Genomic DNA, 12,198 nt, shown 5'->3' on the forward strand with positions numbered 1-12,198 from the left:
GGGACTGGTTCTGCATTCGGACAGGGGCAGCCAGTATGCAAGCGATGAGTACCAGGCCTTGCTGAAGCAGCATCACGTCGTTTGCAGCATGAGTCGCAAAGGAAATTGCTGGGACAATTCGGTGATGGAGAGATTCTTCCTGAACCTCAAAATGGAGCGTGCGTGGCAGCGTCAGTACGCCAACCACGATGAGGCACGGCGCGACATCAACCAGTACATTGTCGCTTTCTACAATCCGGTGCGCTTGCACTCCACTTTGGGCTATCTGTCGCCCGCCGCCTACGAGGCCAAACCGATAGAGAAAGAACCTATCTGCCTGTCCGAAATAAGTTGACCACTACACGGTCCGCACGCATCGTCGCCCGTTGTGTGCACACAGCGCTCGGTATGGGATGGAGAAGGCGGGCCCGAACGGGTGCTGAGGCGTATCCGATGTACACGTCGGGCGCGGCACGAAGCTTGCAATGTGGCAGCCGGTCAAGCGTGGCGCACAGCGTGCGCCATTTGGCGCATCATGTAAGCGAGCGTAGCCACCTGACGAAGGAGGGTGCCATGAAACAGACCGTGACCGGCGTTTTCAAGACCCAGGACGAGGCGCGCCACGCGCAGGACAGGCTGCTCCAACGCGGCTTCGCGGCGGGCGACATCGACCTGCCGGCGCACACCGAGGGCGTGCTGGCCGGCATCGAGCGTCTCGTGACGAGCTTTTTCTCGACGACGGGCGATGTGGGGCGAACTGCGGAGGCCCAGTCCGGCATCACGCCGCCGCCGGGCGAAGCGGTGCGCATCGGCGTGCATGTGAGCGACGAGGCGCATGCCGACCTCGCGTGCGCGACGCTGCGCGAGGAACATGCGATGGAGGTCGCGCTGCGTGGCTCTCCGTGGGCGTGGCCTGCGACGGAGCACTCAATCGCGCGCGAGCATTCGGCGCTCGATGAACTGGGCCTCTCCGAATTCGCCGAGGCCATGCGCCGCCGCGGCGCGCAGAAACAGCGCGACGAGCCTGTATGGAAGGCGGCTCCCGATGCGACCACGCGCACGACGAGCGAGGCCGAGGCGACCGCGCTCACTTCGGCAAGCGCGCCCGGGGCAGGTGCAGTGATGGGCGCGCATCATGTGGACGTGCCCGCCGCGCCCGAGGCGACGCACCCGGCCGCGGAGGTCGCGCCGCAGATACCAGACGAGTTCCTCGAGTACGAAGAGGACACGCCCGAGCAGCACAAGGACATGCCAGCGCAGTCTCGCACGCTGCACTGAGTCAAGGCGCGCGGCGCCAAGGGGGAATCGGGTCGCTGGCTCATGCCAAACCTTCCCGGCTATCGCTCTCTGGAAATGCCAACAGAAATGCGACATCCCTGGTAGAAAGCTCACTGTCCCTTGTGGGTTGACTGCGGAAGTTCGGCACGGCAAAAGGAAGAGGAAAACGCCGGTAGCTGACGGGTTTCCGGATTCATTGGGGGAGGGGTGTCGGACGCGATCCAGCACGCGTAGCCGTACACTCACACGCTCGCGGACAATGACCGGCGTCCTACGACGATCCTGGCGTCGTTTCGCTAACAACGGAACGGGATCTGCGCCCCTGTTTGCCGATGGCTGGTTGCTCGACGCTCGTGCCAGTCCTGTGTTTCATGAGGCGTGTTCCAAGCGAAGCGATGCGATGCGTCGCGCAACGCCTTACAAGTAACCCTGCAAAGCTGACTGGAAATGATTCCGGGCAAGATTCTGTCAGGCATCGCGATGACCGCGCTGTCCACGGCATGCGCCCTTGCGGGGGTGACCGATGCGTGTTTGCCGTCGTTCTCCGAGGTCGACGTCCAGAATGGACTCGAAATGCGGACCCGCTGCACTGCCTCCGCGCCAGCGCTCACGCGCGTCACTGAACGCCTGAACCGCGCGGTGAAGAGCGATGGACTCTCCGCCGAACAACGTGTTGCGCTGGCGACAGCGGCCAACGTGATGCTGCACGCGGTCGTCTCTCTGGCAGACCACGGCGAACCCACAAACGACGCCGCGTTCGATAACTTCGAACCGATCCTGGAAAGCCTCGCATCGCAGATCAGGACACGCACCGATATCGACGTCACAGACGAAGCGTCGAAATGGAACGCACGTTATGAAGATCTGCTGCGCAGATTGTCGATCACAAGCAGCGCGGATCCCACCGAACTGCAACTCGGCGAAGCCGCGAGGCGCCTCGATCTGGATGACGCATCTGTGCTACTCATGCAGCTCATTGCCAAAGCACCCGGTACGGCCCAGCTATCAGCGGCGCGCAACTACGAAGCGGCGATCATCGAACTGCTTCGCTTCATGCCATGGAACGCGCTGCCGTACCTGGAGAAGGCCCACGCGCTACAATCCAACGATATGGACATCGCCATCGCATTCGCCGACACGCTGCTCGTGCAGCACAAGCCGGAGCGCGCGGAGCCGGTCTATCAGGCACTGCTGATCCAGTACCGGAGGCTTGCGCAACAGAAGCCCGCCGTGTGGCAGCCGTCCGTCGCGCGTACGTTCGGCAAGCTCGGCAGTCTGTATGTGATGCGGCAGCAGCAGAAGGAAGCCGAAACCGCGTGGCTACACGCGCTCGAAATCTACTGGGCGCTAGCGCGTGTGAACCCTCGGGCCTACAGTCCCGCAGTGGCTAACACCATTGACAGCCTCGCAACGTTGTATCGCGACACGCAACGTCTCCAGGATGCGGCAGATGCGTGGCGCGAAGTCCTCGCCCTCGAACGCGCGCTGGCCCGACAGGACCCGGCCATGTACCGGCCCGCGGTCGCGTCGACGCTCAACGATCTCGGCATTCTCTACAGTGCAACACAGCGCACGCGCGACGCGGAACTCGCCTATCTCGAAGCGCTCGGCATCCAGCGCGCACTCGCACACGACAATCCCGCGGCGTGGCGTCCGGCGCTTGCGCGCACGCTCAACAACATCGGCAACCTCTACAGCGCAAGCGGGCGGCTGCCCGAAGCAGAGCGCTCCTACCGGGAAGCTCTGAAGATCCGTCAACAACTCGCCCGCGAAAGCCCCGCGCTTTACCAGCCCGACCTGGCACGTACGCTGGGCAATCTGGGCGTGCTGTACCGTCTCGAACGGCAACCGGCCAAGGCGGTGCAGGCGTATCAGCAAGCGCTGCAGATCGTTCACGCCCTCTCGCACAATACGCCTGCCGCGTACCAGCCTGACGAGGCGCGGATACTGAACAATCTGGGCGTGCTCTACAGCCGCGCGGGCAGGCCGCGCGAAGCGGAAGACGCGTGGCGCCGTGCGCTGGATTTGTACCGCAAACTCGTACACGACGATCCGTTGACCTGGCGGCAGGATGAAGCACGCACCTTGCGGAATCTCGGCGTGCTGCTCAGCCACACGCAACGTTCGGCTGAAGCCGACGTATTGAATCGCGAGGCGGACGAGCTGATCGATTCGACACGGGCGCAATAGTATCCGAAATCAGCCATTGTTGTGGCGCTCGCACGGGCGGCTCTTTCGGGTCCGACAACGGCCCGTCGTCTCCGGCGATCAGTTGTCGCCGCAATACAGGGGGCATCCGGATTGGGACACGCCGGATAGAGGATAGTGGCCACCTAAGTAAGAAGAGGATTCCTGAATCTAATGATGAACCCCTAAGGCGAGATGCATTGCTTGTTCCCGTGCTACGCCTCGGTTGTCGATCACTGGGCTTTTTGTTCATCAGGCCGCGATATAGAGGCCTTGCTTTGTAGGCCTATCGCGATCCACACGCGACGCCGGCATCGAGGTCAGCGCACCAGAAGGCTTATCGCCAGGTCCCGCAAGCGCCGCCGGGAAGTTTCTCTCGCGGTCGCCTTCACGCGATTTCACCCTCTGGCATCTCCTTTCCGTCGCAGGCAGTTCTCGTCAGTGAGCGATGCCATCGGCGATCACCTGCACTTCGTAGCCGTCGCGCACCAGGCTCAGTGCCGGGAACACCGTGCAGACGTCGTTGGTGACGCCGGCGATGATGAGCTTGCGGCGCCCGGTTGCCTTGACGGCCGCGGCGAAGTTTTCGTCGTCCATTGCGTTAACGATACCGACGCGCTTGATGCGGACGGCGAACTGGTCCGGCAGGATAGAGGCTCCAGTTCGCTCAGCAGCGGCCCGTGTGCGTACTCCTCCATGCTGGAGGTTAGCACCACCGGCATCTTCAGAATGCTGGCGGTCCTGGCCAGCATCAGCGCATTGCGTTTCATCTCCTCGAAAGGAATGGAATGTACCCAGCCCATGGTGCCGACCTGGTGGTCAACAGAAGGGCAGCGTTATCGCCGGTGAAGCGATCGAAAGCCATGATGAGATTCCTTTGTGGTCAGGTTGAGGGGGCGTGCAGCGGCGGGCCGGCGAAAAGCATGACCTTGGCGCTGCCAGGGAGGGCCTGGAGCGTGATCGCCTGGGGCGTGTCCAGTGCCGGAAAGACAGGGAGCTTGAGCTCGTTGTGCCCGAAGTCATCGCCATCCACCCTCGCCGTGCCATAGATGGGCATGACGAAGGCGCAATGGCCCGCTGCGATGGGCACGGCCAGTTCGACCCCTTCCTCCAGCGAAATGTCGAGCATCGTCACTTCGGTGGGCGGCTTCAGTGCAGAACATGCGTCCCGGAAGCTTCCGATGGGCACGCGCACCTTAGCGCCGGGCAACTGCACCACCGGCACGTCCTGTGGCTCGAGGATCAGTGCAAACGGCGCGATGTTCTGTCGCTCCCGGGCAAGGTTGACGAAAATCTGCAGCGAATGGACCGTCTTGCCGGTCTCGGCGGGTACTTCCTTGTGGACGATGCCACGCCCGGCCGTCGCCCAGTGCAGGCCACCGGGCCGGATCAGATTGCGGGTGCCGAGTGAGTCGCGGTTGTCGATGCCCGTTTCTGAATCGAGGAACGGGTATGACACTGCCGAGAAGCCGTCATGGGAATGCGGCGGAAACGTCGGCGCACTCATCCAGGCATGATCGCCCCCCAGGAAGGGATCGATCAGCGCGGCCACGCCGCGCAAGCCGTAGGCCCGGAAGTGGCTACCGTGGTTGGCGCGCTGCAGCGTGGCAATGACGGGCATGATGTTCACCTCAGTCGCCCCGGGCTTCGCTGAGGGTTGGGTAGTCTGTGTAGCCCTGCGCGATACCGCCGAAGAAGCCATTGCGGTCCGCCTCGTTCATTGGCGCACTGCTCTTGAGCCGGGCGACGAAATCCGGGTTCGCAAGGATCATCTGGCCATATGCCTCCAGGTCGGCCAGCCCCGTCGCCAGGTCGGCCCCAACATGCTCACGCGGGCGGCCCGGCCGGTTCAGAACCAGCGTGCCCTGCCACAGCTTGCGGATGTCTGCCAGCAGCGGTTCGTTGCCCTGATGCATGATGTGCAGGTAGGCCAGCCCCAGCTTGTGGAGTTCGGCGATCAGGTAGTGGTACAGGTCCGGCCCTTCGGCGCCTTCGTCGATGCCCCACATCGTCGTGCCGGGCGACAGACGGATGGCGGTGCGGTCCGCGCCGATCTCTTCAGCGATCGCGGTGGCGACTTCAATGGCGAAGCGGGCGCGGTTCTCGATCGAGCCGCCATATTCGTCAGTGCGCGTGTTCGCGCTGGGGGCGAAGAACTGCTGGACCAGGTAGGCGTTGGCGCCATGGATCTCGACGCCATCGGCGCCGGCCTCCATTGCGCGGCGTGCCGCGTAACGGAAATCCTGAACTGTCTGGCGCACTTCCTCGGTGGTCAGCGCACTCGGCACGGGAATGTCCTGTATGCCCTTGACCGTGAACATCACCGTGCCCGGCGCGATGGCCGACGGCGCGACGCCCTGCCGATGATGCGGCGTGTTATCGGGGTGCGACATGCGCCCGGCATGCATCAGCTGGATGAAGAGGTGGCCGCCTTTGGCATTCACGGCCTCGGTGATCTTCTTCCATCCGGTGACATGTGCGTCGGTATAGATGCCCGGCGTGGTCAGGTAACCCTGCCCGTCGTCCGAGGGCTGGGTGCCTTCAGTAACAATCAGGCCAACGCTGGCGCGCTGGGTGTAGTACTCGGCGGCCAGTTCTCCCGGCGTGCCGTCGTACTGGGCACGACTGCGAGTCATCGGGGCCATCACCAGACGGTTCTGCAGGATGTAGCGGCCTACGCGGATGGGATCGAACAGATTGCTCACGATGAAATTCCTTGATTGGGATGGACGGAGACATCATCGCGCGATCCTCATACGGGATAAATATGGTAATTTGGAGAACATTGATCCAATGATGGAGCAATACTAGTGGAACTGCTTAACGACATGGCCTTGTTCGTCGAGGTCGTCAAAGCCAGGGGCTTCCGTAATGCCGCGGAGGTGCTGGGCGTGCCGAACTCGACACTGTCGCGCCGGATCAGCGGATTGGAGAAGGCGATCGGGCTGCGCCTGCTGCATCGCACGACACGCAAGATCGAACTGACCGAGGCTGGTCAGCTTTACTTCGAGCGTTGCAAGCGCATCGTCGATGAAGCCCGGCTGGCACACGAGCAGCTCGGCGAAATGCTGGCCCAGCCCAGCGGCGTACTGCGCGCATCGTTACCTGTGGATTTCGCCGTGACCTACCTGGCACCCCTGATCGCAGAGTTTGCCGGTCTCTATCCCAGCATCACCTTTGATTTTGACCTGACGCCGCGACGGGTCGACCTGGTCAGCGAACCCTTTGACGTGGCGATCCGTATGGGGGAGTCCGACAACTCGCAACTGATCACGTGCACGTTGGCCACGCTCACGCCTTACCTCTATGCCTCGCCTGGCTACCTCGAACGGTCGGGCGAGCCAGCCAGGCCCGCCGATCTGCCAAGGCACGAGTGCCTGGGCATCCTGAAGGCGGGGTCGTGGACGCTGCTGGATGGAAAGCGGACCGTCACAGTGTCGGTGGGTGGCCGGTTCACGCTCAACAATGTGGGCATGATCCGCCGGTTGGCGACGCTCAATATGGGCGTAATCCTGATGCCCGAGGAAATCGTCGCCGATGACCTGGCCAGCGGGAAGCTACAGCGCATCATGCGGACATGGCATGGCGCGCCGGTGCCTGTCTATGCCATCACCGAAACCCGGTTGCTGCCGGCGAAAACGCAGCGCTTCATTGAGTTCCTGCGGGAGCGATTAGGACGGTAGCGCGCACGGCTGACAGGTTATTTCCCGCTATGCGGTGGCGAACGGCCGTTGCTCGATGCCATTACGGCCGCGTTCAACCGCGAAGGGCAGGTCGTTATGCGTCACGCATACAAGCGGGGCGCCGCTGGGTAGATTACTCGCCTGGATGATCTTCGTTGGCCGTTGCCACGCTGGACCTGTTCAAAACCCCAAAGTAAGGCTTTGATTCTTAGGAGGTGGGCGCTCATTTTTGCACTCAGGAGCGGGCCTCCGTGGTGCATGTATCGTATTGATATTTTTGAGTTTTTTGGCATTTTGTCTTCGATAGGGGTCATCGGCGGGAAACCCTTGTCCCGCCCAGCTTGTTTAACAGGCGCTCAAAATTTGTTCAAAACCCGATACCTTGCGGGACTTGGCAGTCAAACTCCGCGAAGCCCTGCATTACCAACACTCCCTATCCAGCGCGTGCCGCCAGGTGTCATGTACCGGAATGGCGACGCGCATAAGGGCTTCTTAGTGCAGCGTGTAGAGAGTCTGCGGCCCGTCGGCATAGAGGGACATGGCGACCTTCAGGATCTCATTGCGATGCCGGTCGAAGGAGGCCAGCACCTCGGCTTCGTCAGAACCGAGAGCGGAGTCGAAATTCTTCAGTACGCGGTCTTCCACAAAGAAGGTAATCTCGCGTGCCTTGTCGTCGTAACCCCAGAACCACACGCCATGCCTGGTCCCATCATAGCTGCGGCTGGGGTTGGAAAAACTGAGTGCCATGTGTTGTCCTTCGTCCTACGCCTTTGATGGATGGGGTTGCACGCTCACTACGAGCGCGGAGCGCCCCGCTAATGCGTATCGCCTTTCATGCTCTCGGCTTCCATCGCGGCATGCAATTCCTCATACGCCTCGATTGGCTCCATGTCCTGATCGACGAACGCGGCTGCGCGCTCTGCGGCGGTCAACGCGTCGCCCGGGATGTCGCTCTGGCTGTCGTCCTCGGTACTTGGCGGCAGCAGCATGTCCTCAAGCATCCCGCGCAGTTCAGGGGTATTCCATGGCTTGCCCAGCTTGGCCTTCCTGTTCAGGTAGTGACGAATTTCCGAGTCTTGCTCGGCCGTGAGCGGAAGCCCGCGAAAAGTGGGGTCAGTGTTGTAATGGATCATGATGCGCCTCCCGAAGCGGTCTGCGCTTTCAATGCGGAGATATCAATTTCCCGCGGTGAACGTTACAAGTTGCGTCCGATCACTGTGCCGCGTGTCTGCGGCCAACCGATTTACGTCTTCTTCCTGGCGACACCTTCGTTCCCAACCCGCGAATGAACCGTGCTCAACGGGGTTGCCGGCACTGACGGCTTCTTGGGCTGCTTCGGCTTTTTCGCTTCGCGAGTGCTGCGTAGTTGACTTTTGGCCATGGTCTTGCTCCTAGCCGTTGCGTGCCAAGGTGGCATTTCCAGCATACGCGCTTAGCGCGGATGATGCAGCAATCGATTTTCAGGAAGGCCTCGTCTCACGCGGGGTCGTCTGCGGACATTTGTGGCCCTCTGGGGACGCGGTGTTTCGAGCCAACGAGGAAGCGTGTTTGCGATCTGTTCAAGGACGGATCGCATGATCATTTGCGCATCCGGGGGCCGACAATTGAGTAGCCGGAGCCATCGCTCTCTTCGAGCACGATTGCGACCGCACACGTTTCGCGCATGCAAGGTCGTACCTGCTCGCAAAGCTCGCCCGCCCCTTCTGCACCCGGGCCAGGCAGCTGAGTCAACTGTGACCTACGTCGCATACGGCTGAATTACTTCACGTTGCTACTGATCCTCACTTTCATTGGCTCAAGGCCGCGCGAATTTGCGTACAGGTCCGCCATTGCATCGGTTCGATGGCCGAGCAACGCCTTTGTGTCGGGATCGTCGTCCGCTGTATAGCCCGCGAGTCGGTGCCTGCACGAATTTCTCGGAGATGGCTTTTAGCTTGATTGTCGACCCCTTCGGCGCGTTCACGTTGCCGCGTAGACGATGGATGAGGTATTTGCTGACGACATACGACTCCTTGCAGCGCGCGATTATGTCGCGCAGCGACATGTTGATGGTTTCCATGCGTAGTCAGAGCATTTACTGTAATGTGTCCAAGCGCAACGCGAATCGCCCTGTCTTGACGTCTCCGGGCACTGTTTGACGCCAGTCGTTGGTATCTTGTCGAGCAATTCGGCTATTGTTTCCTGACCGTCGTTCATCCGCTCGACCAGCCGCTTCGTCGGCACGATTTCCTTTGCCTTGGCGTTCGCCTCGAGCACTTCGAAGATGGCCTGCTCGATCGGCACGTAGCCAATCGACATCGTCTTTTTGGTGATCGGGTTACGCCAGACGTAGTAGCCCGAGTAGCCCGGCCGCGGTTCGTGCAGGTTTTCCGGCCAGCTCGCACGACGCCGGATACGCGGCCTGGCCGGCCTGGCCGAATGCTCGGTGAACGAGACGCGGCTTCTGTTCGCCGTCGCGGAAAACAGCGCCGTCCTCGACGTAGTATGAGCGGCCGATCTTGACGGGTGCCGGATAGATCTTGCCCGCGTTCATCCAGAGGCGAGCCGTACGGATCGCAGGTGGCGGATCAAATTCGCGCTTCAGCCATTCATCAAGTCGGATTTTCATTCGATACCCCAAGTTTTCTCGTTGTTTCGATTGCACGACATAGCCAAGGAGGCCGCCATCAGACGTCGACCGAAAATTTGCGCTCGAATGGGAGAAAACCCTTCGTAAGCGTGGAAGCCACCCATAAGGCATTGCAGAATCTGGCTCGGGAGGTGATCGACGGGACGAGCGGCGGCGACTTTGCCAATAACGGATGAGTCAGCATCGCCCTCCTGCGCCAGGTGTTGGTGGTCATGCTAGTCTTCCTGGAAGACACCGAGCGGGACCTACCTTCATGGCTAGCCACAATTTCACCTACAAGGAAGTCAACTACAGCGTATACGTGACCGAACAGAAAGACGGGAGCTGGGACTGGGCATATACGCTGACTAAGCCCCCCGTTTACTGGAGGAATCAGGAGACGTCTGCGAGAAATCAGGAACAGGCCATCGAGGAGGCTCGTTTCGACGCGGAGCGCCGGATCGATGCGATGTAGTCGGTTCATCAGTTCGAGCAGGTCGCGTCTCCATGCTGGATCAACCAAGAAGTCGAATACATCGGCGAGCGACGCGCGGAACACCCGCTGACGTCGGTCGTGCTCAGCGAAGAACGCGGCATGCTGCACATTCCACTGGAGCGGCTTGCGCCAGTTCGCAGTGGACTTGCGGCGCCGCGGCGCACCCCAGCTCCCGGTTGATCGTGGTACCACCGGCGAAGCGCGCGTTGCGTGTCTCGGCGTAGCAGTGGTCGCAGCCGGGTCCGACCTTCTGGCAACCCTCCCACGGATTGAACGTATGGTCCGTTCGCTCGATTTTGCTGTTTTTGCTCATACTAGGAATAGTCCATTTGAAGTTAGGAGAGCATCATGTCGCCGCCGTTGCGCCGGGAAATTGATGTGCCTCCGTATCGAGTCATCGTCATCGCTCGGCCAGAATATCGAACTGCATCGATCAGCGAGATCGAGGGCTATGTGGCGCGATCCACCATTACAAGGCTGGACGGTTCGCCGGTTTTTGAAAGCTATCTTCAGTATCAAATTTTGCGAAATGTTCATTGACCCCGAATCGGCAATGCGCGATGGCGAACAGCGAGCGCGTGATGCAATCAACACTGGATTCCCGCACTAGAACCGTGTCCTGGTGAAGGGGAAGTGAACGGGAGATCATCGTGGACGATGAGACCTACGCAACTCACACACACATTGCACGAGTTCGCGTAATGAAGACTGCGGCAGGCTCTTATCGAGGCATCGTTCATCTGAGAGGAGTGGGGGCCGAACCTGAATCGGACGATCCGCACGAAACGGAAATGGAATTCCCCCCATGAGGTTCAGGCGCGAAATGCAGCGCGCGCCCTTGCTAACAAGCTGCTTAAAGAGCTGGAGCCCTGAATTGCCGCGCCGACCATCGGAACCTCGGCAGCCACCGAAGCGACGAAAGCGGCGCCGGAGATAGCCATGTGGACTTGCCGAAACTGCAATGCACGTTTTGCCTTCGATCAGGTCGAAGCCCAGACCGACGAGGGCGGATTTTTTTTCATTTGTCCTGGCTGCGACTACCGGAACAAGCTGGTGAACACCGGTCCAGACGCAACGGGGCGCCCGCAATTTGTCCAGCGGGACGAGTAGAGCACCTTTTCGGAGCCGACCATGCAGTTCGACTACAAGGAGTTCCATATCAACGCGTCGCCTCTCGATGAAGGCGGTCGCTACTACGCCCGCGCGAAGATTTATCGGCGCGACCCGACAGGCGGTGAAGCCGTCGAAGTGAAGTATTCGGGTGACCTGGGCGATTACCGCTCCGACGCGGACGCTATCGAAGCGGCGCAGCGTTGGGCGATTCAATGGTGCAACCAGAACGGCGCTTAGGCCGCGTGCTACGATTTCTCACCAATGAATTTGGGAGACTGTCATGACGGCCCCGAACAAGAGAAATGTGGTGCACGGTCATCAGATTGTCGTGATGCTGATAGCGGCAAAAGCGGAAGCATCGATCATGGTCCAGCCTCCACCTGGCAGGCAGGGAGGTCTTCTCCCGCCACAGCACATAAGCGTTGAGCCGCTTCTTAAAGGCGGTCTTTCTGAGACAGAGGCCCTGGAATACATCCTGAAGATCGTATCCCTCGGAGTCGAAGGGACCGAGGTAGGCAACGGATAGGTTCAGGCGTAGGAGAGCATCATGTCGTCGCCGTGGCGATGTCCCGAAGACAGTTGAAGGTTGGGACGGCGGGTGCGGCATAGGTTAGGCAACCTTCCGATCGTGGTCAATCGATTTTGAGGTCGATCGTTTCAAGGCGGCAGCGAGAATCCAGAGCTCGTTCACGCCGAGGATTTTCCGGAAGTGCTTCTCAGCTTCCAGGAAGCCTGCGGCCGTCCAGCGCAAGGCCATATCGGCGTCACGATAGCGCTTCACGCGCCCCGCGACACGGCGCACCGCGCCGTTCGGATTCTCGATGATGTTGGTCGTCGACAGGCCACGCATGAGC

The 12,198-nt window shown here is 60.8% G+C and carries 15 protein-coding genes and 3 pseudogenes; 8 read left to right on the forward strand and 10 right to left on the reverse strand.

Annotated features, from left to right (window positions below; translation table 11 throughout):
- From GCT13_RS45000 to GCT13_RS45010, 3 genes are all read left to right on the forward strand, one after another.
- The coding region (locus tag GCT13_RS45000; protein WP_152768136.1) for an integrase core domain-containing protein at nt 1–334 on the forward strand (334 nt) is incomplete at its 5' end.
- 218 nt (nt 335–552) lie between these two features.
- On the forward strand, nt 553–1,257 hold the full coding sequence (locus GCT13_RS45005; protein WP_152768137.1) for a hypothetical protein: 705 nt from the start codon (nt 553–555) through the stop codon (nt 1,255–1,257).
- A 447-nt stretch (nt 1,258–1,704) separates the two neighbouring features.
- Nucleotides 1,705–3,447, forward strand: coding sequence for a tetratricopeptide repeat protein (locus GCT13_RS45010; protein WP_152768138.1), 1,743 nt, complete (start codon nt 1,705–1,707; stop codon nt 3,445–3,447).
- 447 nt (nt 3,448–3,894) lie between these two features.
- On the opposite strand, the pseudogene GCT13_RS51060 reads toward GCT13_RS45010, so the two are convergent.
- The 3 genes and pseudogenes from GCT13_RS51060 to GCT13_RS45025 form a co-directional block, all read right to left on the reverse strand.
- Nucleotides 3,895–4,309: pseudogene (locus tag GCT13_RS51060) on the reverse strand (isochorismatase family protein); the annotation flags it as partial.
- An 18-nt stretch (nt 4,310–4,327) separates the two neighbouring features.
- Nucleotides 4,328–5,065 (reverse strand): pirin family protein, encoded by a 738-nt coding sequence (locus GCT13_RS45020; protein ID WP_152768139.1) that lies wholly within the window; start codon nt 5,063–5,065, stop codon nt 4,328–4,330.
- Between the two features lie 10 nt (nt 5,066–5,075).
- Nucleotides 5,076–6,149, reverse strand: coding sequence for an alkene reductase (locus tag GCT13_RS45025; protein WP_321575037.1), 1,074 nt, complete (start codon nt 6,147–6,149; stop codon nt 5,076–5,078).
- A gap of 105 nt (nt 6,150–6,254) precedes the next feature.
- Here GCT13_RS45025 and GCT13_RS45030 point away from each other — a divergent pair, with 105 nt between their 5' ends.
- A complete protein-coding gene (locus GCT13_RS45030; RefSeq protein ID WP_321575038.1) occupies nt 6,255–7,127 on the forward strand; it encodes a LysR family transcriptional regulator in 873 nt (290 codons plus the stop codon).
- A 492-nt stretch (nt 7,128–7,619) separates the two neighbouring features.
- Here GCT13_RS45030 and GCT13_RS45035 read toward each other — a convergent pair whose 3' ends face one another.
- The 5 genes from GCT13_RS45035 to GCT13_RS48950 form a co-directional block, all read right to left on the reverse strand.
- Nucleotides 7,620–7,874, reverse strand: coding sequence for a DUF1488 family protein (locus GCT13_RS45035; protein ID WP_152768140.1), 255 nt, complete (start codon nt 7,872–7,874; stop codon nt 7,620–7,622).
- Between the two features lie 68 nt (nt 7,875–7,942).
- Entirely contained in the window at nt 7,943–8,260 is a 318-nt protein-coding gene (locus tag GCT13_RS45040; protein ID WP_152768141.1) for a hypothetical protein, read from the reverse strand.
- A gap of 892 nt (nt 8,261–9,152) precedes the next feature.
- On the reverse strand, nt 9,153–9,425 hold the full coding sequence (locus GCT13_RS45045; protein WP_407670962.1) for a hypothetical protein: 273 nt from the start codon (nt 9,423–9,425) through the stop codon (nt 9,153–9,155).
- 19 nt (nt 9,426–9,444) lie between these two features.
- A complete protein-coding gene (locus tag GCT13_RS45050) occupies nt 9,445–9,771 on the reverse strand; it encodes an excisionase (RefSeq protein WP_321575039.1) in 327 nt (108 codons plus the stop codon).
- Between the two features lie 22 nt (nt 9,772–9,793).
- Nucleotides 9,794–9,970, reverse strand: coding sequence for a hypothetical protein (locus tag GCT13_RS48950; RefSeq protein WP_193727956.1), 177 nt, complete (start codon nt 9,968–9,970; stop codon nt 9,794–9,796).
- Between the two features lie 39 nt (nt 9,971–10,009).
- Here GCT13_RS48950 and GCT13_RS45055 point away from each other — a divergent pair, with 39 nt between their 5' ends.
- Nucleotides 10,010–10,210 carry a hypothetical protein gene (locus GCT13_RS45055; protein ID WP_152768148.1) on the forward strand — a complete coding sequence of 67 codons (201 nt, stop codon included), beginning with the start codon at nt 10,010–10,012 and terminating at the stop codon, nt 10,208–10,210.
- Here GCT13_RS45055 and GCT13_RS45060 read toward each other — a convergent pair.
- A pseudogene (locus GCT13_RS45060) lies at nt 10,196–10,544 on the reverse strand (DUF5131 family protein); the annotation flags it as partial. The gene GCT13_RS45055 and the pseudogene GCT13_RS45060 overlap by 15 nt on opposite strands.
- A 35-nt stretch (nt 10,545–10,579) precedes the next feature.
- Here GCT13_RS45060 and GCT13_RS45065 point away from each other — a divergent pair.
- The 3 genes from GCT13_RS45065 (at nt 10,580) to GCT13_RS45075 (ending at nt 11,870) form a co-directional block, all read left to right on the forward strand.
- On the forward strand, nt 10,580–10,771 hold the full coding sequence (locus tag GCT13_RS45065) for a hypothetical protein (protein ID WP_227747357.1): 192 nt from the start codon (nt 10,580–10,582) through the stop codon (nt 10,769–10,771).
- Nucleotides 10,772–11,362: 591 nt separating this feature from the next.
- On the forward strand, nt 11,363–11,581 hold the full coding sequence (locus GCT13_RS45070; protein WP_152768143.1) for a hypothetical protein: 219 nt from the start codon (nt 11,363–11,365) through the stop codon (nt 11,579–11,581).
- Between the two features lie 43 nt (nt 11,582–11,624).
- Nucleotides 11,625–11,870 carry a hypothetical protein gene (locus GCT13_RS45075; RefSeq protein ID WP_152768144.1) on the forward strand — a complete coding sequence of 82 codons (246 nt, stop codon included), beginning with the start codon at nt 11,625–11,627 and terminating at the stop codon, nt 11,868–11,870.
- A gap of 84 nt (nt 11,871–11,954) precedes the next feature.
- On the opposite strand, the pseudogene GCT13_RS45080 reads toward GCT13_RS45075, so the two are convergent.
- Nucleotides 11,955–12,198 (reverse strand): annotated as a pseudogene (locus GCT13_RS45080) (IS256 family transposase); the annotation flags it as partial.

It is taken from the genome of Paraburkholderia franconis, from assembly GCF_009362735.1.
GTDB lineage: Bacteria > Pseudomonadota > Gammaproteobacteria > Burkholderiales > Burkholderiaceae > Paraburkholderia > Paraburkholderia franconis.

Bases quoted from the DNA above. Each gene is read 5' to 3' on its own strand.
- GCT13_RS45005 (WP_152768137.1), top strand. From the start codon at position 553: ATGAAACAGACCGTGACCGGCGTTTTCAAGACCCAGGACGAGGCGCGC.
- GCT13_RS45010 (WP_152768138.1), top strand. From the start codon at position 1,705: ATGATTCCGGGCAAGATTCTGTCAGGCATCGCGATGACCGCGCTGTCC.
- GCT13_RS45020 (WP_152768139.1), bottom strand. From the start codon at position 5,065: ATGCCCGTCATTGCCACGCTGCAGCGCGCCAACCACGGTAGCCACTTC.
- GCT13_RS45035 (WP_152768140.1), bottom strand. From the start codon at position 7,874: ATGGCACTCAGTTTTTCCAACCCCAGCCGCAGCTATGATGGGACCAGG.
- GCT13_RS45040 (WP_152768141.1), bottom strand. From the start codon at position 8,260: ATGATCCATTACAACACTGACCCCACTTTTCGCGGGCTTCCGCTCACG.
- GCT13_RS45045 (WP_407670962.1), bottom strand. From the start codon at position 9,425: ATGTCGATTGGCTACGTGCCGATCGAGCAGGCCATCTTCGAAGTGCTC.
- GCT13_RS48950 (WP_193727956.1), bottom strand. From the start codon at position 9,970: ATGACCACCAACACCTGGCGCAGGAGGGCGATGCTGACTCATCCGTTA.
- GCT13_RS45055 (WP_152768148.1), top strand. From the start codon at position 10,010: ATGGCTAGCCACAATTTCACCTACAAGGAAGTCAACTACAGCGTATAC.
- GCT13_RS45065 (WP_227747357.1), top strand. From the start codon at position 10,580: ATGTCGCCGCCGTTGCGCCGGGAAATTGATGTGCCTCCGTATCGAGTC.
- GCT13_RS45070 (WP_152768143.1), top strand. From the start codon at position 11,363: ATGCAGTTCGACTACAAGGAGTTCCATATCAACGCGTCGCCTCTCGAT.
- GCT13_RS45075 (WP_152768144.1), top strand. From the start codon at position 11,625: ATGACGGCCCCGAACAAGAGAAATGTGGTGCACGGTCATCAGATTGTC.